At 67.3% G+C, this 19,389-nt stretch carries 17 protein-coding genes and 1 tRNA gene; 9 read left to right on the top strand and 9 right to left on the bottom strand.

The features are described from left to right. Window positions 1-87 precede the first annotated feature (87 nt). The 5 genes from ACW173_RS01140 (at window position 88) to ACW173_RS01120 (ending at window position 4,706) form a co-directional block, all read left to right on the top strand. Window positions 88-342 (top strand): hypothetical protein, encoded by a 255-nt coding sequence (locus tag ACW173_RS01140; protein WP_492083062.1) that lies wholly within the window; start codon window positions 88-90, stop codon window positions 340-342. A gap of 138 nt (window positions 343-480) precedes the next feature. Then, window positions 481-642, top strand: a complete 162-nt coding sequence (locus ACW173_RS01135) for a low affinity iron permease family protein (RefSeq protein ID WP_492085848.1) — start codon at window positions 481-483, stop codon at window positions 640-642. Between the two features lie 64 nt (window positions 643-706). Further along, on the top strand, window positions 707-2,008 hold the full coding sequence (locus tag ACW173_RS01130) for an MFS transporter (protein ID WP_492083061.1): 1,302 nt from the start codon (window positions 707-709) through the stop codon (window positions 2,006-2,008). Between the two features lie 103 nt (window positions 2,009-2,111). After that, a complete protein-coding gene (locus tag ACW173_RS01125; RefSeq protein ID WP_492083060.1) occupies window positions 2,112-3,740 on the top strand; it encodes a glycoside hydrolase family 43 protein in 1,629 nt (542 codons plus the stop codon). Between the two features lie 78 nt (window positions 3,741-3,818). Further along, window positions 3,819-4,706, top strand: coding sequence for a TauD/TfdA dioxygenase family protein (locus ACW173_RS01120; RefSeq protein ID WP_492083059.1), 888 nt, complete (start codon window positions 3,819-3,821; stop codon window positions 4,704-4,706). A 4-nt stretch (window positions 4,707-4,710) separates the two neighbouring features. On the opposite strand, the gene ACW173_RS01115 is transcribed toward ACW173_RS01120, so the two are convergent. The 5 genes from ACW173_RS01115 to ACW173_RS01095 form a co-directional block, all read right to left on the bottom strand. Then, complete coding sequence (locus ACW173_RS01115) at window positions 4,711-4,836, bottom strand: hypothetical protein (protein ID WP_492083058.1); 126 nt, start codon at window positions 4,834-4,836, stop codon at window positions 4,711-4,713. Between the two features lie 290 nt (window positions 4,837-5,126). Next, window positions 5,127-6,419, bottom strand: coding sequence for an MFS transporter (locus ACW173_RS01110; protein ID WP_492083057.1), 1,293 nt, complete (start codon window positions 6,417-6,419; stop codon window positions 5,127-5,129). Continuing rightward, complete coding sequence (locus tag ACW173_RS01105) at window positions 6,416-8,701, bottom strand: glycoside hydrolase family 3 N-terminal domain-containing protein (protein ID WP_492083056.1); 2,286 nt, start codon at window positions 8,699-8,701, stop codon at window positions 6,416-6,418. Before ACW173_RS01105 ends, ACW173_RS01110 begins: the two co-directional genes overlap by 4 nt. A gap of 133 nt (window positions 8,702-8,834) precedes the next feature. Then, entirely contained in the window at window positions 8,835-10,679 is a 1,845-nt protein-coding gene (locus ACW173_RS01100; protein ID WP_492083055.1) for a glycoside hydrolase family 2 protein, read from the bottom strand. A gap of 154 nt (window positions 10,680-10,833) precedes the next feature. Then, window positions 10,834-13,338 carry a TonB-dependent receptor gene (locus tag ACW173_RS01095; protein ID WP_492083054.1) on the bottom strand — a complete coding sequence of 835 codons (2,505 nt, stop codon included), beginning with the start codon at window positions 13,336-13,338 and terminating at the stop codon, window positions 10,834-10,836. A 367-nt stretch (window positions 13,339-13,705) separates the two neighbouring features. Here ACW173_RS01095 and ACW173_RS01090 point away from each other — a divergent pair, with 367 nt between their 5' ends. Further along, window positions 13,706-14,335 (top strand): TetR/AcrR family transcriptional regulator, encoded by a 630-nt coding sequence (locus tag ACW173_RS01090; protein ID WP_492083053.1) that lies wholly within the window; start codon window positions 13,706-13,708, stop codon window positions 14,333-14,335. On the opposite strand, the gene ACW173_RS01085 is transcribed toward ACW173_RS01090, so the two are convergent. Together ACW173_RS01085 and msrA are read right to left on the bottom strand one after the other, a co-directional pair. Further along, window positions 14,332-14,679, bottom strand: coding sequence for an MmcQ/YjbR family DNA-binding protein (locus ACW173_RS01085; RefSeq protein ID WP_492083052.1), 348 nt, complete (start codon window positions 14,677-14,679; stop codon window positions 14,332-14,334). The two genes, ACW173_RS01090 and ACW173_RS01085, sit on opposite strands and share 4 nt — an antisense overlap. Next, entirely contained in the window at window positions 14,679-15,332 is a 654-nt protein-coding gene (msrA, locus tag ACW173_RS01080; RefSeq protein ID WP_492083051.1) for a peptide-methionine (S)-S-oxide reductase MsrA, read from the bottom strand. The genes ACW173_RS01085 and msrA overlap by 1 nt, the downstream gene beginning before the upstream one ends. 152 nt (window positions 15,333-15,484) lie before the next feature. On the opposite strand from msrA, the gene ACW173_RS01075 reads away from it, so the two are divergent. Beyond that, window positions 15,485-15,574 (top strand) — tRNA-Ser (locus ACW173_RS01075). Here the strand turns inward: ACW173_RS01075 and ACW173_RS01070 are convergent. Further along, a complete protein-coding gene (locus ACW173_RS01070; protein ID WP_492083050.1) occupies window positions 15,566-16,426 on the bottom strand; it encodes a DUF1365 domain-containing protein in 861 nt (286 codons plus the stop codon). The genes ACW173_RS01075 and ACW173_RS01070 overlap by 9 nt on opposite strands. Continuing rightward, the gene (locus ACW173_RS01065) at window positions 16,426-17,769 is read right to left on the bottom strand and encodes an NAD(P)/FAD-dependent oxidoreductase (protein WP_492083049.1); all 1,344 of its coding nucleotides are present in this window, start codon (window positions 17,767-17,769) and stop codon (window positions 16,426-16,428) included. The genes ACW173_RS01070 and ACW173_RS01065 overlap by 1 nt, the downstream gene beginning before the upstream one ends. A gap of 146 nt (window positions 17,770-17,915) precedes the next feature. Here ACW173_RS01065 and ACW173_RS01060 point away from each other — a divergent pair, with 146 nt between their 5' ends. Further along, window positions 17,916-18,941 carry an SAM-dependent methyltransferase gene (locus ACW173_RS01060; RefSeq protein ID WP_492083048.1) on the top strand — a complete coding sequence of 342 codons (1,026 nt, stop codon included), beginning with the start codon at window positions 17,916-17,918 and terminating at the stop codon, window positions 18,939-18,941. A 10-nt stretch (window positions 18,942-18,951) separates the two neighbouring features. Then, window positions 18,952-19,353 carry a DUF2177 family protein gene (locus tag ACW173_RS01055; protein ID WP_492083047.1) on the top strand — a complete coding sequence of 134 codons (402 nt, stop codon included), beginning with the start codon at window positions 18,952-18,954 and terminating at the stop codon, window positions 19,351-19,353. Window positions 19,354-19,389 lie beyond the last annotated feature (36 nt).

Genomic DNA, 19,389 nt, shown 5'->3' with positions numbered 1-19,389 from the left:
CCATCGTCGGCACATTTTCCCGAGCGCCGATGACTGAGAGATGAGTTTCGGCTCCCGCTCCCGCTCGATGGGCGGAGCTTTGAAACAATGGCGACCTTCCTCTTCTATCCCAGGCGCGCGGACGGCGTGTCGCTGACCTTCATCGCTGAATCCGCCGAGCATGACGCGGACGCCCTGGAGCTGGCGGCCGAGATCGCCGCGGCCCACGACTGCGTCGGTGTCTTCGTATGGGAGCCCGCGGCCGCGCCCGAGGGCAAGGACCGCTTCGTTGGCGAGGTGGATCGCCGAGATAGCGCCGCGTGGCGCGAAAAGACGTCCGCTGGAGCTTCCGTAACGGCCTAGACGTTATCGGGCGACTGGTCCGTCAGGGCCATGTGGGGAGGTCGCCCGTGGATACGCTGTTCGCCAAGTTCGCCAATGTCAGCGCCAGGGTGACCGGCAGCCCGCCAGCCTTCCTGATCCGCGTCGCCCTGGTTCAATCTGGGCGGTGACGGGCCCGATCTTCAAGTCTCCGAGACCTGGCGGCTGGCGATCAATACCGGCGCCACCATTGTCACCTTCCTGATGGTGTTCCTGATCCAGAACACCCAGAACCGTGCGCCGGCTATCCCCATTAGGCGTGTCAACATCAGACCTTCGTAGGGTGGACGTCAGACCTCATCGGCGATAGCGGTAACATCCAACGGGCCCCGACCAAGGACGCCCGATGGGGAGCGTCGCCTTGCCAAAGCTGAAAGCGCTGCGTTGGTGGATCATCGGCCTGGTCATGCTGGGTGCGATCGTCAACTACCTGACCCGCTCGACCATGGGCGTGGCGGCCCCGACGATCCTCAAGGACCTGGATATCTCCGTGAAGGAGTATTCCTGGATCACCAGCGCCTTCCAGATCGGCATCATGATGCAGCCGTTCTGCGGCTATGTGCTCGATACGCTGGGCCTGCGCACCGGTTTCGCCGTCTTCGCCGCGGCTTGGTCTCTGGTCGCCATGGCCCACGGCCTGGCCAACAACTGGCAGGGTTTCGCCGTCCTGCGAGGCTTGCTGGGTCTGGCCGAGGGCTCCGCCCAGCCGGCGGGCATGAAGACCGTAGCCACCTGGTTCCCGGCCAAGGAGCGAGGCTTCGCCGGCGGGGTATTCAACATCGGCTCGTCGATCGGCTCGATGTTGGCGCCGCCGCTGGTGGTGTGGGCGGTACTGTCCTGGAACTGGCGGGCGGCCTTCGTGCTGACGGGCGCCATCGGCCTGGTCTGGGTCGCCTTATGGCTCTTCTTCTACCGCTCGCCCGATCAGCATCCGTCGATGACGCCGGAGGAGCGCGAGCGCATCGCCGCCGGCCAGGAAGCGCACCTGACCGACGCCGGGACCAAGCCCTCGATCGTCTCGATCCTGAAGCAGAAGCAGTTCTGGGGCATCGCCCTGCCGCGCTTTCTGGCCGACCCCACCTGGGGCACGTTGTCGTTCTGGGTCCCGCTGTATTTGTCTCAGACGCGGGGCTTCGACCTCAAGCAGATCGCCATGTTCGCCTGGCTGCCGTTCGTGGCCGCCGACCTTGGCTGCATGTTCGGGCCGGTCATCGCCCACTTCCTGCAAAAGCGTGGCGTGTCGTTGATCAACGCCCGGCGCTGGGCCGTGACGGTGGGCGCGGCGATGATGACCGGCATGGCGTTCGTCGGCCGGGTCGAGAGCCCCTACGCCGCCATCGCCTTGCTGTGCCTGGGCGGCTTCGCCCATCAGACCCTGTCGGTCACCGTCATCACCATGGCGTCGGATCTCTTCCGCCGCGACGAGGTCGCCACGGTGGCGGGCCTGGCCGGCATGATGGGCAATCTGGGCGTCCTGCTGTTCTCGCTGCTGATCGGCGGGCTGGTTTCGACGATCGGCTATGATCCGTTCTTCGTCGCCCTGGGCGTGCTGGACATCCTGGGCGCCATCATCCTCTGGACCTTCGTCAAGGACCGCATCGCGCCGCGAGCCCGTCCCGATCGGCTTGAAGAAAGCCGAGCGGGATGAACGGGCTCGCCACTAAGAGTGAGAGGCCTTCTTATCCGATCATGATGTTCCATCATGATCGGGAAGGCCTCTGCGCCGAGCCGGTCAGTCAGCTTCCTGCCGCATGAGTACGCCTGTGATCCGCAACCCCATCCTGCGCGGCTTCAATCCCGACCCGTCGATCGTGCGCGTGGGCGAGGACTACTACATCGCCGTCTCGACCTTCGAGTGGTTCCCGGGCGTCCAGATCCACCACTCGCGCGACCTCAAGAACTGGCGTCCGCTGTGCCGGCCGCTGACCCGCGCCAGCCAGCTGAACATGCTGGGCGATCCCGACGGCTGCGGGCTGTGGGCCCCCTGCCTGACCCATGCCGACGGGAAATTCTGGCTGATCTATACCGACGTGAAGCGTTATGGCCGCACCACGGTGGGCGGGGCCTCGGGCGCGTCCCTGCGCGACTTCCACAACTACCTGGTCACGGCCGACACGATCGACGGGGAGTGGTCAGAGCCCGTCTATCTGAACAGCTCAGGCTTCGACCCGTCGCTGTTTCATGACGACGATGGTCGCAAGTGGCTGGTCAACCAGTTGTGGGACCACCGACCAGGCAAGAACCGCTTCGCCGGCATCGTCCTGCAGGAGTTCTCAGCCGAGGAAGGGCGTCTGGTCGGCGAGCGCAAGGTGATCTTCGAGGGCACGGCCATCGGCCTGACCGAGGCCCCGCACCTCTACAAGCGTGACGGCTGGTACTATCTGGTCACCGCCGAGGGCGGCACCGGCTGGGGTCACGCCATGACCATGGCCCGCTCGCGCGGCCTGGACGGTCCCTACGAGCTGCATCCCGACACCTATGTCATCACCGCCCGGGACCGGCCGCACGCGCCGTTGCAGCGCGCCGGCCACGCCGACCTGGTCGAGACCGCCGATGGCGAGACCTACGCCGTCTATCTGTGCGGCCGCCCGCTGCCCAATCGCGGCCGCTGCACCCTGGGCCGCGAGACGGCGATCCAGAAGCTGGTCTGGGGCGAGGACGGCTGGCCGCGCACCCTGGACGGCTCCGGCGATCCCACGCTGGAGACGCCCGCGCCGGACCTGACCGAGCAAACCTGGCCCGCCGCGCCGGCGCGCGCGGACTTCGACGGTCCCGACCTGCCGATCGACTTCCAGTGGCTGCGTACGCCCTATCCGGACGAGATCTTCAGCCTGACCGCCAAGCCAGGGTCCTTGCGTCTGCACGGCCGGGAAAGCGTGGGGAGCGTCTTCCGCCAGGCCCTGGTCGCCCGCCGCCAGCAGGCGCACTGCTACTCGGCCGCCACGGTGCTGGACTTCGAGCCGGCGCACTACCAGCAGGCCGCCGGGCTGATCTGCTACTACAACGGGGCCAAGTTCCACTATCTGCACGTCAGCCACGACGAGGCGGCCGGCAAGCACCTGCGGGTCATGACCTGCACGCCCGACAGCCCCTCGGCCGACAGCTTCACCGCTCCGATCCCGCTGCCCGCCGGCCCGGTCGAACTGCGCGTCGAGGTCGATCTGGAGCGCCTGCGCTTCGGTTATCGGCAAGGGGCGGGGGACTGGACCTGGCTGCCGGAGGTGTTCGACGCCTCGATCCTGTCCGACGAGGCCACCATTCCCGGCGCGCCGGCCTTCACTGGCGCCTTTGTCGGCATGGCCTGCCAGGACACCTCGGGCGCGGGTGCGCCGGCGGACTTCGACTGGTTCGACTACGAGGAGCGGGAATATTCTCGCTAGCTGGGGGCGCCCCCAGAAATTGTGAATTGAGTGAACGGTGTTCAGTCGTAGGGTTCTGGAAAGTCCAGGGAGGACGCCATGAATGCTCCGGTATCGATCGCCGAACACGACGCCGTGGACTACGCCGGCCTGACCGTTACGCCCGCCGGGCCGGTGCTGGGGGCCGAAATTTCCGGCCTGGACCTTACCCGAGAGCTCAAGCCCGAGATCGTCGCGGCGATCCGCGCGGCCCTGCTACGCCACAAGGTGGTGTTCTTCCGTGACCAGGACATCAGCTACGAGGACCATGTCCGCTTCGGCCGGTATTTCGGCGACCTGGAGGGCCATCCGGTCACGGCCCACGTGCCGGGCTTCCCGGAGATCCTGCACATCGAGGCGGCCGACGGGATGAAGCTGCGCGAGGACATCGTCCCGATCGTCCGCGCCGCCAACAAGTGGCACACCGACGTCACCTTCCGCGAGGCTCCGTCGATGGGTGGGGTGCTGCGCATGCGGCACATGCCGCCGCTGGGCGGCGACACCCTGTTCGCGGACACGGCGGCGATCTATCGCGACCTGCCGCGGAAGCTGAAGGACCAGCTCGAGACCCTGACCGCCGAGCACGACATCATCCAGAGCTACGGCTATCGCGTCGACGAGGCCAAGCGGCGGGAACTGCGGGCGGCCTATCCGCCGATGGTCCATCCGGTGGTGCGCACACACCCTGAGACCGGCGACAAGCACCTGTTCGTCAACAAGGTCTTCACGACGCGGATCCTGGGCCTGCCCGAGGACGAGGCCAGGACACTGCTCGCGGACCTGCTGGATCGGGTGAAGGCGCCTGAATACCAGGTCCGCTTCCGCTGGACCCCGAACGCCATCGTGTTCTGGGACAACCGCGCCACCCAGCACTACGCGATCCTGGACTACTGGCCCCAGGAACGGATCGTCGAGCGCGTGACGATCAAGGGCGAGAAGCCGTTCTAGAGGTCTAGAAAGCCAGGCGCGCGGTCTCGATCAAGACGGCCCACAGCGTCAGCGTGGCCAGCAGCGGCAGTACGCGGCGCTCGAACGTGGCGCGGGCGTCGAAGCTGTAGGCGACGGTGTTGGACGACATGGCGGGCTTCCGGTTCGGTGTCGGGTCTACATTCAACTAATTCTGAGCCGCGATATTATATCGCGTGCTGGGTTTTGGGTTGGCTTTGCCTTCGTGCTGGGCGGAAGGCTTGAGCATGACCGGGGAAAACAAACCGGCTGGTCTTGCCACATCGGGCGCGGCCAGCCGGCTTAAGCACAAAAAGGTGTCGGACGCGGTGGGGTGCGCCGAGTGGTCCGACCATCGTCGAGTCTGCGACCCATGGCAACGCTCCGTTCTGTCGCACCACTGCGACAAACCGGCGCAGATCTCTATGAGGCTTGGGTTTGCGGCGTCCCGACAACGGGTTTCAGCACCCGGAAGGCGACGAAGACCATGACGCCGGTAACGGTCAAGCACGCGGCCAGGAACAGCATGGGCGCCAGGTTGCTGCCTGTCCGGTCGCGGATGATCGGCACCACGTTCTGGGCGACGAAGCCGCCGAGGTTGCCCACGGCGTTGATCGCCGCGATGCCGGCCGCGGCGCGGGCCCCCGACAGGAAGGTCGGCGGCAGGCTCCAGAAGCCCGGCTGGCCGGCGAAGATGGCCGGAGCGGCGACGCACAGCAGGGCGAACTTGGCCCAGGTCCCGGGCACGATCACGCTCAGCACCAGGGCCACGGCGGCCAGCAGCGGCGGGCCGGCCACGTGCCAGACGGTGAAGCCGCGTCGGGCCGCGTGGCGCGGGACCAGCCACAGGGCCGCGCCGACCAGGATCCAGGGAATGATGTTGATCAGGCCGTTCATGGTGTTGGACACGCCGAACGCCTTGACGATCGTCGGCAGCCAGTAGCTGAGGCCATAGGCGCCCAGCGGCATGCCGACATACAGCACCGCCAGCAGCAGCACGCGCGGGTCCAGGATCGCCTTCCAGGCCCCGGCGTGGCTGATCTCGGCGCCGCCGTTTTCGGCGTTCAGGGTCTGGGCCAGCCAGGCCTTCTGCTCGGGCGCCAGCCAGGGGGCGTGTTCGGGGCCGTTGGGCAGCTTCCAGAGGACGTAGGGGGTCATCAGCACCGCCGGCAGGCCGGTGGCCAGGAACACCCATTGCCAGCCCGCCAGGCCGCCCAGACCGTGCAGGTCCAGCAGCGCCCCGCCGACCATGGCGCCGACGGCGTTGGCTAGCGCCGAGGCCACCATGAACAGGCCGACCATCCGCGCCCGATGGGCCTGTGGGAACCACAGGGTCAGGACATACAGCACACCGGGGAAGAAGCCCGCCTCGGTGACCCCCAGCAGGAAGCGCAGGATGTAAAACATGGTCGCGTTCTGGGTGAAACCCAGCGCCAGGGTGACGAGACCCCAGGTGAACATGATCCGCGCGAACCACACCCGCGCGCCCACCCGGGCCAGGATCAGGTTCGACGGCGCCTCGAACAGGAAGTAGCCGATGAAGAACAGACTGGCGCCCAGGCCGTAGGCGGCCTCGCTAAGGCCCAGGGCCTGGACCATCTCCAGCTTGGCATAGGAGACGTTCTGCCGATCGATGTAGGCGATCAGATACATCACGCAGAACAGCGGCATCAGCCGCGCGGTGACCCGGCGGACGGTGGAGACTTCCAGGGTCATGCGATGCTCACCGGGGTCAGGAGGGCGGCGGCGGGCGTATCGCTCCAGCCGTCGGACGTGATGGCGAAGGCGGCGCGGGCGCGGATGTCGTCCGACGACGCGCCGACCATCAGCTCGATGCGGCCCTTCTGGATCCGCCACTTGCCGGCCTCCCAGAAGGCGCACTGGCGGGCCGAGAGCTTGAAGGTCACGCGCTTGGTCTCGCCGGGCTTCAGCGCCAGGCGCTGGAAGCCGCGCAGCTCCTTCACGGGGCGAGCGACGGCGGCCACGGGGTCGCGCATGTAGAGCTGCACCACCTCGTCGGCGGCGACCTTGCCGGTATTGGCGACCGCCACGGTGACGGCGACGACGCCGTCGGGGCCGATCTCGCTTTTGTCCAGCGTCAGGTCCGAATAGCCGAAGGTCGCGTAGCTGAGCCCGTGGCCGAACGGATAGACCGGGCCGACATCGACGTCGTGGTAGCGGGCGGTGTCCTTGGCCAGGTCCGGATCGGCGGGACGGCCGGTGGGGTAGTGGGCATAGGTCTCGGGCAGGGCGCCGGAAGACCGCGGCAGGCCCATCGGCAGGCGGCCAGCGGGCGAGGTCTCGCCCAGCAGGATGTCCGCCAGGGCCGGGCCGCTCTCGACGCCCAGCAGCCAGGCCATCAGCGAGGCCGGGGCCTTCGCCAAGAGGTCAGGGATCGCCAGCGGGCGACCGCCCATGACCACCAGCACGACGGGCTTGCCGGTGGCCAGCACCGCGTCGGCCAGGGCTTTCTGGCCGCCGGGCAGCGAGAGGTCCGAGCGGCTGCGGGATTCGGCGCTATGGTCGAAGTCCTCGCCGACCACCAGCAGGGTCACATCCGCGCCTCGCGCCGCCGCGACGGCCGCCTGGACGCCCGAGAGATCGTCGCTGCGCGGGGCCGCGCCGGGCGTGAAGGTCATGCCGGGCAGGCGAGCCTTCAGCGCCGCGACCAGGGTGACCGCGTCGGTCTCCTCGCCGCGCGCCTTCCACGAGCCGATGGCGCTGCGGGCGTCGTCGGCCAGGGCCCCGACCACGGCGACCTTGGCGGTCTTGGAGAGGGGCAGGAGGGCGTTGTCGTTCTTCAGCAGCACGACCGACTTGCGGGCCGCGTCGCGGGCGATGGCGCGGTGCGGGGCGGAGACCATCACCGTCTTCTCGCGCGCCGCGTCGCCGAAGCGGTACGGATCGTCGAACAAGCCCAGCCGCGCCTTGGTCAGCAGGATGTGGCCCACGGCCTGGTCGATCAGCGGCGGCAGCGACGCGTCCTCTGCCGCGGCGGCCTTCAGGTGTGTCGCGTAGACCCCGCCGGCCATGTCCATGTCGACGCCGGCCTTCAGGGCCAGGGCGGCGGCCTGGACGGGGGTCTCGGCGATGCCGTGGGACACGAGTTCGGCGATGGCGTTCCAGTCGCTGACGACGATGCCGTCGAAGCCCCACTTGTCGCGCAGCTGGCCGCGCACCAGGGCGGCGTTGGCGGTGGTGGGCACGCCGCCGATGTCGTTGAAGGCGGTCATGAACGAGCCCGCGCCCGCCGTCTTGCCGGCCTCGAACGCCGGCAGGATCACCTCGTTCAGTGTCCGCTCCGACAGGTCGGCGCTGTCGTAGTCGCGGCCGCCGGCGACCGCGCCATAGGCTCCGAAGTGCTTGACGCAGGCCAGCACCGTGTCGCGCCCCGCGAGGTCTTTCGTCTGGAAACCCTCGGTTTGGGCGACGCTCATGACCGAGCCCAGATATGGATCCTCGCCGGGGCCTTCGACCACCCGGCCCCAGCGTGGGTCGCGCGCGACATCGACCATTGGCGCGAAGGTCCAATGCAGACCCGCGACGCTGGTCTCGACCGCCGCCATGCGGGCGCAGGCGCGATAGCTGTCCGGATCGAAGGTCGCGGCCATGGCCAGCGGCACGGGATAGAGGGTGCGGTAGCCGTGGACGACGTCGATGGCGAACAGCAGGGGGATCTTCAGCCGCGACTCCTCGACGGCCACCTTCTGCAGGTCGGTCAGGAACTGGGCGCCGGCCACGTGCAGGTAAGAGCCGACGCCGCCCGTGCGGACCAGGTCCAGGGCGGCCGCGTCGATCTTGGAATTCAGCGCCTTCTGCCGACCGCCGGCCGGCTGGTGCATCTGGCCGATCTTCTCGTCCAGGGTCATGCGGGCCAGCAGGTCCTTGACCCGCTTGGCATGGGCGGCGGTCAAGGGAACGGCGCGGCCGGGGCGAGGCGCCAACAGTGTGGTCGCCAGGGCGAAGCCGCCCGCCATCACATCGCGCCGCGTCGTCATGTAATCCCCGCCTATTCGTCTCTTCGGGCGAATGCCGGCTTTTGGGATAACGTCACCCCGATGGGAGCGCTATCGCAAAGCCGTCCCCGCCCCCCGCGACTTTGGTCGTAGAGAGCGGGTGGAGGAAGCAGTCCTATTTCCCGGCCTCCTTCTCCTTGTAGAAGCCCCGCAGGATGAAGAAGGCCGGCTTGCGGCGGCCGGTCGGCGAGACCAGGCCCTTGCGGTTCCAGCCCTGCTGATAGATCGGGTGTTGGCGCCGCGGGCTGCGGAAGTCCTTGAGGATCCAGGGCGACATGCCGCGCAGGGTCGGGATCTTGCGGGCCATGGCCAAGGTCTTCTCGTAGTACTTCTTCTGGAAGTCCTCGGAGAACTTGCGCATCAGCGAGGGATCGCTGAAGCCGGCCAGCGCGTCGGCGCCGAATTCCGAGAACACCAGCGGCTTGTCGGTGGTCTTCCAGGCGATCCCGGGCAGGGCGTCCAGGGCGTCGTCGCTGTACCAGCCGTTGTAGGTGTTGGCCGAAAGCACATCCAGCTTCTCGGCCAGTGGGTCATTCAGGCCCATCACCGAGTCCTTGCGGTCGGTCAGCAGGGCGGCGGTGACCAGGCGGCTGTCGTCCAGGGTCCGGACGTCGTCGACCAACTGGTAGAGGAAGGTGTCGCGGGCGTCGGTGATCGGCGTCTCGTTGGCCACGCTCCACATGATGATCGAGGCGCGGTTGCGGTCGCGGCGGATGTTGTCGGCCAGCATGTCGCGCGCCAGCTTCAGGGTGCGCGGATTGGCGAAGTCGACCAGCCAGTAGACGGGGATCTCGCTCCAGACCAGCAGGCCCATCTCGTCGGCGACCCGGGTGGTGACCTCGCTGTGCGGATAGTGGGCCAGGCGCACGAAGTTGCCGTGCAGGCCTTCCTTGACCTCGGACAACAGGGCGCGGGCCCCGGCTTCGGTTATGGTGCGGGCAGGGGTGTCGCCGAACTCCTCCTCATGGATCGAGATGCCGCGCAGGAAGATCGGCTTGCCGTTCAGCAGGATCTCGCTGCCCTTGGTCTCGATGGTGCGGAATCCGACGCGGTCGGTCAGGCGGTCCTCGCCGGTCTGGACGACCACGTCGTACAGCTTGGGCTTTTCGGGCGACCAGCGGACCAGGCCCTTGGGCGCGGCGGCGGATGCGGTCAGCACGCCCTTGGAGTCGGTCTTGCCGGTGACGTCCAGGCCCAGTTCGGCGACGCGGACATGGACCTCCTGGTTGGCGGCTTGAGCGCCGTCCAGCGTCACGGTGGCGACGATCTTGCCGTCCTTGGTCAGGCGGACCCAGGCCTCATCGATGAAGGTTCCCGGTGTGATGACCAGGCGCATGGGCCGAGTGATGCCGCCATAGTTCTCCCAGTCGGTCACCGGCGGCGGCACGCCGTCGGCCTGGGGCGTGGAGTCGACGCCGACCGTGACCTGGTTGTTGCTGGCGCGCAGGGCGTCGGTGACCTCCATCGAGAATGGCGTGAAGCCGCCCTCGTGCTCGCCGACCGCCTTGCCATTGAGGAAGACCTTGGCGGTGTAGTTGACCGCCTCGAAGCGCAGGAAGGCGCGCTGGCCGGGCTTCAGCGGCGCGGCGTCGAAGCGGCGCGTGTACCACATCAGGCCCTGGTAGTAGCGCAAGGATGGGTCATGGCCGATCCAGCCCTGCGGCAGGGTGGCCGTCGCCGAACGATCCATATCGTATTCGTAGAGCGCGTTCGGCTTGGCCTTGGTCAGGGCGTCGACATCGACGTCGTCATACCGCCGATGGCCCGCGCCCGGCGCGCCACGGTGAAAGCCGGCGAGGCCGTCGCGATAGGGGTCGACCGAGTAATGCCACGTCCCGGACAAGTCCTGGCCGTCGCGGTTATCGGCTCGGGTCAGGGTGGGCGAGGAGGCCTGCGCCGTCGGCGCCAGCAGGGTCAGGGCGCCGATTACCCCCAATAGAGCCTTCAGTCCCGTTCCCATCGCGTCCTCCAGCGGCCGTTCGGCCTTGTGCGCGGAGGTTGAAGCACAGCCAGTGGCCAGGACGCAACCGAATTGGTCAGGCCACTTCGTCAAAAGAAAAGGCGGCCCGATCACGAGGACCGGGCCGCCGCGGGTGGGGTCTTGTGGACGAGCCTTAGAAGCTCTTGCGGACCGTCACGCCGTAGGTGCGCGGGGCGTTGGGATAGCCGCTGTAGCTGCCGTCCTGGGCCACGGTCGGGAAGGCCGAGATAAGGCTCTCGTCGTTGGTCAGGTTACGCGCCCACAGCGACACCTCGATCTGGTGCGCGGTGTTGGTGACGCCCAGGCTGGCGTTGACGATGTTGGTGTCATAGCTGGCCAGATCGGGCGAAACCGTCTCGGTCAGCTGGACCTTGCTCGAATAGTCGTATTCGACCCGAGCATAGCCCTGCCAATCGGCCCCGAACTCGTGGTTCAGCGTCGCCGAGGTCGAGAAGTTCCACTTCGGAATGCCGGCCGGGGTGTCGCCGGTCAGGTCGCGGAAGTTCGGACGACGGCCGGTGGCCGGGTCGACCGGGCAGCGGACGGTGTCGAACGTCACGCAGGCGGCGCCGGTGAAGCTGTCGTACTTCGGATCCAGATAGGTCACCGAGGCCGCCAGGTTCAGCCATTGGACTGGACGCCAGGCGCTGTCGATCTCGAAGCCCTTCACCGACTCCTCGCCAGCGTTGACCAGGCTGTAGCCCAGGCCAGTAAAGGCGTTGGACTGGAAGCCCTTGATCGACTGCTGGAACACCGCGACGTTCGCGTAGCCGCCGGGGAAGTTGGCTTTCACGCCCAGTTCGTAGACGTTGACGTCTTCCGGCTTGGCGGTGCGGCCCACGCCGTTGGCGTTCGGCGGACGGCTGTCCGACGACAGGTTGTAGGCGCCGGCCTTCCAGCCCGTGGAGTAGCTGACATAGGCGTTGATCGCGCCGAAGTCATAGGCCGCCCGGACCGCGTAGGTGACCTTGTCGCCCTTCAGCTGGCCGGACTCCGAGGCGTTCGGGTAGTTGACCGGGCCGTGCGTCGGGTCGTTGCCGTAGAAGAACTGCAAGGCGCCCAGGGCGCTGTACAGGTTACCCGGCAGTCCCAGAGCCGGGAACTGCGGCACCGCGCCCAGATTGAGGGCCGAGAACGGGTCGTTCATGACCACGTTCGACCGGGCCTTCTTCTCGTCGTTCATATAGGCCAGGCCGCCGGTCAGGGTCAGCTTGTCGGTGACCTGGTAGTCGACCTGACCGAACAGCGAATACGACTCCTGTTTCATCTTGTAGTAGTCGTTCAGGCCTTGGCCGGCTTGGAAGTAGGTCGAGCCGGGACGGACCAGGGTCGGCGTGGCCAGGCTTTGCAGGAACTCCAGGGCATAGAGGTTTGACCGGCCGGTCAGGGCCGGGCGCAGCGTAGCCGGCAGGGCGCCCAGCAGGGCCGCCGGGACCGGCCCCGAGAGCGCTTCGGCGAAGCCGCGGACGTCGCTGCCGTAGGTGATGGTGCGGCCGGTATCCAGTTTTTCGTTCTGATAGAAGCCGCCGATCAGCCAGTTGAGAGGACCGTCGCCGCTGGAGGCCAGGCGCACTTCCTGGGTGAAGGTCTTGATGGCGTTGGCGGTGCGGTTGTTGGAGATGTCCGCGCCGGTGAAGTCGATGTCCTGGAACGAGGCGCTCTTCTGCTTCCGGTAGGCGCTGATCGCGGTCAGCTTGGCGAAACCCAGGTCATGATCCAGTTGGCCCGAGATCCCCTTGCCCGACAGTGTGTTCGACGGGTCGGTATTGAAGATCACGTCGCGGTCGAAGATCCTGGTCGTGTCGGAGATCGGCTTTTTCAGCACCGCCGCGATGGCCAGGGTCGCCGGGCCGTTATAGATCGACGTCACGCCGCAGCAGGTCTCGTTGATCTTGTTGTAGTCGGCGATGACGCGGAACGAGGTCTTGTCGGTCGGCTCCCACAGGGCGTCGCCGCGGATCGACCAGCGGTCGCGGTCATTGACGTCGTTGCCGGTGGTCGTGTTGGTGAAGAAGCCGTCGCGCTTGTTGACGCTGCCCGAAAGGCGCACGGCCAGAGCGTCGCTGAGCGGGCCGGTGATGGTGCCCTTGACCTGGCGGGTGTTGTAGTTGCCGTAGGTGCCTTCCAGCTTACCGCCGAACTCGAACTGCGGCTTCTTGGTCACGATGCTGATCGCGCCGGCCGACACGTTCTTGCCGAACAGGGTCGACTGCGGGCCGCGCAGCACTTCGATACGCTCGACCTCGGGAAGGTCGTCCAGGGCGGCGGCCGAGCGGCTGCGATAGACGCCGTCGATGAAGACGCCGACCGAGCTTTCGATGCCGTCGTTGCCGTTGCCGTTGCCGAAGCCGCGGATGACGAAATTCGTCTGACCCGTGGCGTTGAATTGCGAGACCTTCAGCGACGGAACGACCGACTGCAGGTCGATCAGGTCGCGGACCTGGGCGCGTTCGATCGTCTGCTGACCGGTGACGGCGACCGAGATCGGCACGTCCTGCAGGGTCTGTTCGCGCTTGGTGGCGGTGACGACGATTTCGGCGATCGAGTTGTTATCGGCGGCCGAGGTCTGTTGAGCATAGGCCGGGGCGGCGATGGCGAGCGCCAGGGCCGATACCCCCAGCAGATGGACGTTTCTCATAACTAACTCCCTGTTTTTCTTTATTATCGCCCGCAAGTCTCCCCATCCCGCCTCGAGCAATCGCGGGTTTCTTTTGGGGGAGAAAGGACGTTGTGACGTAGGGGAAGGGCGATCCTGGCCGACCGGCCGGGCCGCGAAAAGCGGTCGGATGGTCCAGGCCGTGGATGAAGACGCTTTGCGTCATGTTTCCGCCCCAGCACGCGCGGCCTTGCATACCGAACGTGACTGGAGCGATTTTAATATGAACTCGATATTCTAGCGCAAGTTAGAATTTAACGGATTGATCCCGGCGCCGTTCGTGACAAGTGTGAAATATCGGCGTTCCCCGACGGAAGAATCGGGCCCGCTGGCGGAGGAGAGAGCGCGGTTGTCGAAGGGCGGGGATCCCACGGTGCTGGCTGATGAGGCCAGGCCGATGGCGCAGAGTCTGAAGTCGGTGATCAAGCGCGAGGCGATCCTGCGGGCCGCCATCGAGATCATCAACGCCAAGGGCTTCGCCGCCGCGACCATGACCGAGATCGGCGCGGCCATCGCCCTGCGCGACGCGGCCCTCTACTACTATTTCCCCAACAAGCAGGCCCTGGCCTTCGCCGGCCATCAGCGCTCCCTCGAACGCTTCGAGAGCATATTGGCGGTGGTCGAGGCCGACGGCGGCACGGGCCGCTGCAAACTGCGGCGGTTCTTCAAGGCCCTGCTGGACGACGCGGTGAGCAACGGGCCGCAACTCTATTTCGGCGACAGCTCCTATCTCGCCGAAGATCAGCGTCAGGCGATCGAGGCCTGGACGGCGCGACTGTCCAAGCGGCTCGAGCGGTTCCTGGAAGAGGGCATGGCCGACGGCACCATCGTCGCCTGCGAGCCGCCGCTGGTCGTGCAACTCCTGGTCGGCATGCTGATCTGGCTGACCAAGTGGACGCCTGGCACGCCCGGTCTGACCAACGAGCGCCTGCTGGAGGCGATCGAGACGACCGCGCTCCAAGGGCTGTCGACCGACTAGAGTCCCAGCTCCGCCCGGACCTTCCGGGTCAGCTTGGCCGCGATCAGGCCGTGGGCGGTCTTCAGCCAGTCGGCGACCTCGTCGGCGTCCAGCTCCGACAGCTCGTCGAACCGCACCCACCTGGCGCGGGCCAGATAGGGCGCGGGGATGGCGCGACCGGTCTCGGTCAGCACCTCGAACGCCACGTCCGAGGCCTTGAACGAGATCCCGCCCTTCGGCACGGCGTTGCCCCGGACGGCGAACATCTTGCCGCCGACCTTGAACACGTGATCGTCGCCCCACTGGATCGAGAGCGTCGCGCCCGGCAGGGCCAGGCACGCCTTGTCGAAAGCTTCCGGGGTCATCAGGCGTCGATACCCAAGCCGATGGGGCAAACCACGCCGGTCCCGCCGATGCCGCAATAACCGTCCGGGTTCTTAGCCAGGTACTGCTGGTGATAGTCCTCGGCGAAAGAGAACGGGCCGGCGGCGGCGATCTCGGTGGTGATGTCGCCCAAACCCTGGGCCGACAGGGCCTGGGCATAGGCTTCCCTCGACTCGACGGCCGCGGCGGCCTGGGCGTCGCTGGTGACGTAGATCCCCGAACGGTACTGCGTGCCGATGTCGCCGCCCTGGCGCATGCCCTGGGTGGGATCATGGTTTTCCCAGAAGGTCTTCAGCAGCGCCTCATAGGTGACGGCCCTGGGATCGAACACGATCAGCACCACCTCGGTGTGCCCCGTGCGGCCGGTGCAGACCTCTTCATAGGTCGGGTTCGGCGTGATGCCGGCCGCGTAGCCGGCGGCGGTGACGTGGACGCCTGGGATCTTCCAGAACACTCGTTCCACGCCCCAGAAGCAGCCCATGGCGAAGATCGCCGTCTCCAGGCCATCGGGATAGGGACCCTTCAACGAATGGCCGTTGATGAAATGGGTCCGCGCCGTCGGGATGGGCTCGGGACGACCCGGCAGGGCGGTGTCGGCGGTGGGCATTTCCAGGGTCTTGGTCGTCGACAGCATGGCGGCCTTTCGAGGCGGAAATTCTTGCGCCTCGATATAAACGCTCGTGTCGCCAGTTTCATCCGGGAACGCGCTTGCTACCGGCCGGTCCCTGAGTATATTGCGCGCCTTCCCGCGCCGGGGGTCTCAACCACCCCCGACTCGAGTGCGCTGGTGAGGTGGCCGAGTGGTTGAAGGCGCACGCCTGGAACGCGTGTATAGGGGAAACTCTATCGAGGGTTCGAATCCCTCTCTCACCGCCACGCATCTTCAATGAAATCAGTCTGTGCGTTGTTTGGCGTCAGGATCTGGCCGGGCGCGCCGGCGCGGGGGCGGTGATCTCGCATCGAGGCCGCGCCGACGGTGATCGAATGGTCGGGCGCGGGCGGGCGTGGACGCAGGTTCACGCCCTTGGCGAAGATCTTCAGGGCCTCCCAGTGGATCGCGGCCATCACGCCGAAGCTGAGCAAGGGATGGCGCAGCCAGGCCGACAGCAACCCCGCGTCGGTCAGGGGCGAGCGGCGGCCGGCGAAACCCGCGCTGAGCAGCAGGCCCTCGGCGTCATGGACATCGACGAGAACACGAACCTCGTCGCCAGGCGGGGTGACCGTGAAGCGATAGGTCAGGTCCATGTCCATGAACGGCGAAACGTAGAAGCGCTTGGGCGCGGTCTGGCGCACCGCGTCGCCACCGTCCTCGGGTGTCGCGATCAGGTAGCCATGGCGCTGGCCGAAGGTGTTGCGCACCTCGTACAGGATCGCGCTCAACCCGCCGTGGCGGTCATGACAGAAATACAGGCTCAGCGGATTGAAGCCATAACCCAGGATGCGCGGCATGCAGAGCAGGCGCACGGGACCGCCGCCTTCGATCCCGGCCTGGGCGAGGCGCTCGGCGATGTACGGGCGAAGGTCGCGAGCTTGCCGATCGCCATGGTCGGTCGGCTCGAACGACAGCAGGCCGCGGCGTCCCGGACGGAGCAGGCGCAAGCGCGCCAGAAGGTCCGGCAGCTCGTCCAGATCCAGCAGCAGCATGAACACCCGGTGGCGCAGGGCGTGCGGGCGAGGGCGCCCGCGCCGATGGAAGACCGGACCGGAATAGACGGCCGATTGGGTCATCAAGCCGCTCGAGCCGCGATCTCGACGGGAAGGACGATGCGGCTGCTTTCATCGGTCACGGTCCAAGGCCGCTGCACGCCGCCCAACCGCTCGGCCACGGCCAGGCCCGACTGCAGGCCGTCCTCATGGAAACCCGCGCCGAAATAGGCGCCGCAGAACCATGTGCGGCGGGCGCCCTGCAGCGACCACAACGCCTTCTGGGCGGTCAGGGCGGCGGCGTCGAAGTGTGGGTGGTCATAGGCCTGGACCCGATGGGTGAGGGCGGGGTCGGGCGTGATATGCGGGTTCAGCGTCACGAACAGCGGCGGCGCGCTGGCCAGGCCCTGCAAGTGGTTCATCCAGTAGGTGACACAGCCGCCGCTTGGGTCTTCGCGTCGGCCCAGGTGGTTCCAGCTGGCCCAGGCCCGTCGGCGGCGGGGCATCAGTCTGGGATCGCCATGCAGCACGGCGGTGTTCGGCGTGTACCGGAAGGCGCCAAGAAGCGCCCGCTCTTCGGCCGTCGCATCGTCCAGCATGGCCAGGGCGCGGGGAGCGTGGGCGGCGATCACCACCTGGTCGTAGGTCTCGCGCCCGCCGGCCATGTCCTCGACGAGCACGTGATCCGGCCCCCGCCGCACGTGGGCCACCGGGGTGTTCAGGCGGACGCGGCCGGCGAAGGCCTTGGCCAGGGCGTCCACATAGACGCGACTGCCGCCGTCCACCGTGCGCCAGCCGCGCCGGCCGACGAAGCGCAGCAGGTCGTGGTTCTCGAAGAAGCGGATGAACGCCGCCGCCGGATGTTCTCCGACACCTTCGATGCTCGCCGACCAGATGGCGGCGGCCATCGGCATCAGGTGGTCCTGGCTCAGGGCGGCGCCGTAGCCATGGTCGCGCAGGTACTGGCTGAGCGACACGACCGGATCCAGCGTCGCCAGATGCCCTGGCGCGGTGCGGTAGAAGCGGTTGAGGTCGCGCAGCATCGACCAGAAGCGGGGCCGCAGGACCACGCCGGGTTGGGCGAACAGCGAGGCCAGGCTCTTGCTGCCGTATTCCAAATCGCCGTCGTCCAGCGAGACGGCCAGAGACATGTCGGCGGGCTTGGTCCGCACGCCCAGATGCGAAAACAGCGCGGTCAGGTTGGGGTAGTTGACCTCGTTGTAGACGATGAAGCCGGTGTCCACCGCGACACCCGCGGCTTCGATCGTATTGGCGTGGCCGCCCAGCCGTCCCTCGGCCTCGTACAGCGTCACATCGTGCCGTTCGCTCAGCAACCAGGCGCAGGAGAGGCCAGAAATCCCGGCGCCGACCACCGCGATGCGTGAGCGCGCGGCGGGGGAGGGCGACGTCGAAACGCTGTGCGGCATTACGCGGGCTCCAAGCTCTCTTGGCGCGCTTCGCCGCGCCTGTCCCGATCAGCTACGAGCCCGGCGGATTTTTGGATGCGCAGCGCATCCGTCGTCGGCGCGCCGCCGTAACTTCCCGCGCTTTCAATCGCGCAAGGGTGCTCCGCATGAGTCTTCTGGCCGCCTCGATCAACCGGCTTCAGGATGCGCCGTTTCCGGACTTCGTCGCCAGGCCGGCGATCGCCGCCCTCGTCGCGAATGCGCGTCGCCGCCTGACACGCGAACCCGCGGACGCCGAGGCGCGCTTCGCCGCTCACATGGCCCGGCGCCCCCTGGCCGAGCATGTCGAGGCCGCTAACGCTCAGCACTACGAGCTGCCGCCGCGCTTCTTCGAGCTCGTGCTCGGACCGCGCCTGAAATATTCGAGCGCCTATTATGAGACGCCCGACGCCACCCTGGCGCGGGCCGAGGACGCCGCTCTGCTGCGCACCTGCGAGCACGCCGGGCTCGCCGACGGACAGTCCGTGCTGGAGCTTGGCTGCGGCTGGGGCTCTCTGTCGCTATGGATGGCCTGCGCCTATCCGAGTTCACGGATCACCGCGGTGTCCAATTCGCGCGGCCAGAAGGCCTTCATCGACCAGGAGGCGCGCGCGATGGGCCTGAGCAATCTGACCGTCGTCACGGCCGACATGAACGATTTCCAGACTAGGGCGACCTACGACCGCATCGTCTCGGTCGAGATGTTCGAGCACATGGCCAATTGGCGGGCCCTGCTGACGCGCATGCGTGGCTGGCTGGCGCCCGAAGGCCGAGCGTTCGTCCACGTCTTCTCGCACCGGGCCGCGCCATACCGGTTCGAGGTCGACGACCGGTCGGACTTCATCGCCCAGCACTTCTTCACCGGTGGCCTGATGCCCAGCCACGGCCTGATGCGCCAGTATCCAGACCTGTTCGAGGTCGAGGTGGATTGGCGCTGGAGTGGCGAGCACTACGCGCGAACCGCCAATGACTGGCTGGCCAATTTCGACCGCAACGAAAGCGAGATCATGGGGTTGATGCGCGAAGTCTACGGCTCCGACGCGCGCCTCTGGGCGCGCCGCTGGCGGCGTTTCTTCCTGGCGACGGCCGGCCTGTTCGGTGATCGCGGCGGCGCCGAATGGGGTGTCAGCCATTATCGTCTCGCACCGGTCTGAGGAGTCGCCGATGTCTTATGTCGCCGCCTATGTCTGCGCGATGGTGGTCTTCCTGGCCCTGGACGCCGTTTGGTTGACCGTGATGGGCCCCCGGCTTTATCGGCCTGTGCTGGGCGATCTCTTGGCGGCCAAACCCGACGTGCCGGCCGCGATCGCCTTCTACGTCATCTACGGCCTGGGCGTGACGATCCTCGCGATCGCGCCGGGGCTGAAGGACGGCTCCAGCGCGCGGGCGGCGATGAATGGCGCGGTCCTGGGGTTGGTCGCCTACGCCACCTATGACCTCACCAACCAGGCGACCTTGAGGACCTGGTCGATCCGGCTGACCCTGGCCGACATCGCCTGGGGTGTGGCGTTGACCGCCCTGGCGGCGTTCGCGGGTTGGCACGGCGCGCGTTTGATCGCGCGGTAACGGTTGCGCGCCCCGCGCGCCCGTGTTGCCATGGCC

The sequence above is a fragment of the Caulobacter sp. ALps2 genome, assembly GCF_058681635.1.
This window is presented reverse-complemented; position numbering and strand designations above follow the sequence as displayed.

What these genes read in the sequence shown, in the direction of transcription:
- ACW173_RS01120 (WP_492083059.1), top strand. Translation starts at nt 3,819, where the DNA reads ATGAATGCTCCGGTATCGATCGCCGAACACGACGCCGTGGACTACGCC.
- ACW173_RS01095 (WP_492083054.1), bottom strand. Translation starts at nt 13,338, where the DNA reads ATGAGAAACGTCCATCTGCTGGGGGTATCGGCCCTGGCGCTCGCCATC.
- ACW173_RS01105 (WP_492083056.1), bottom strand. Translation starts at nt 8,701, where the DNA reads ATGACGACGCGGCGCGATGTGATGGCGGGCGGCTTCGCCCTGGCGACC.
- ACW173_RS01125 (WP_492083060.1), top strand. Translation starts at nt 2,112, where the DNA reads ATGAGTACGCCTGTGATCCGCAACCCCATCCTGCGCGGCTTCAATCCC.
- ACW173_RS01085 (WP_492083052.1), bottom strand. Translation starts at nt 14,679, where the DNA reads ATGACCCCGGAAGCTTTCGACAAGGCGTGCCTGGCCCTGCCGGGCGCG.
- ACW173_RS01110 (WP_492083057.1), bottom strand. Translation starts at nt 6,419, where the DNA reads ATGACCCTGGAAGTCTCCACCGTCCGCCGGGTCACCGCGCGGCTGATG.
- ACW173_RS01140 (WP_492083062.1), top strand. Translation starts at nt 88, where the DNA reads ATGGCGACCTTCCTCTTCTATCCCAGGCGCGCGGACGGCGTGTCGCTG.
- msrA (WP_492083051.1), bottom strand. Translation starts at nt 15,332, where the DNA reads ATGCTGTCGACGACCAAGACCCTGGAAATGCCCACCGCCGACACCGCC.
- ACW173_RS01060 (WP_492083048.1), top strand. Translation starts at nt 17,916, where the DNA reads ATGAGTCTTCTGGCCGCCTCGATCAACCGGCTTCAGGATGCGCCGTTT.
- ACW173_RS01100 (WP_492083055.1), bottom strand. Translation starts at nt 10,679, where the DNA reads ATGGGAACGGGACTGAAGGCTCTATTGGGGGTAATCGGCGCCCTGACC.
- ACW173_RS01055 (WP_492083047.1), top strand. Translation starts at nt 18,952, where the DNA reads ATGTCTTATGTCGCCGCCTATGTCTGCGCGATGGTGGTCTTCCTGGCC.
- ACW173_RS01065 (WP_492083049.1), bottom strand. Translation starts at nt 17,769, where the DNA reads ATGCCGCACAGCGTTTCGACGTCGCCCTCCCCCGCCGCGCGCTCACGC.
- ACW173_RS01130 (WP_492083061.1), top strand. Translation starts at nt 707, where the DNA reads ATGGGGAGCGTCGCCTTGCCAAAGCTGAAAGCGCTGCGTTGGTGGATC.
- ACW173_RS01115 (WP_492083058.1), bottom strand. Translation starts at nt 4,836, where the DNA reads ATGTCGTCCAACACCGTCGCCTACAGCTTCGACGCCCGCGCCACGTTC.
- ACW173_RS01070 (WP_492083050.1), bottom strand. Translation starts at nt 16,426, where the DNA reads ATGACCCAATCGGCCGTCTATTCCGGTCCGGTCTTCCATCGGCGCGGG.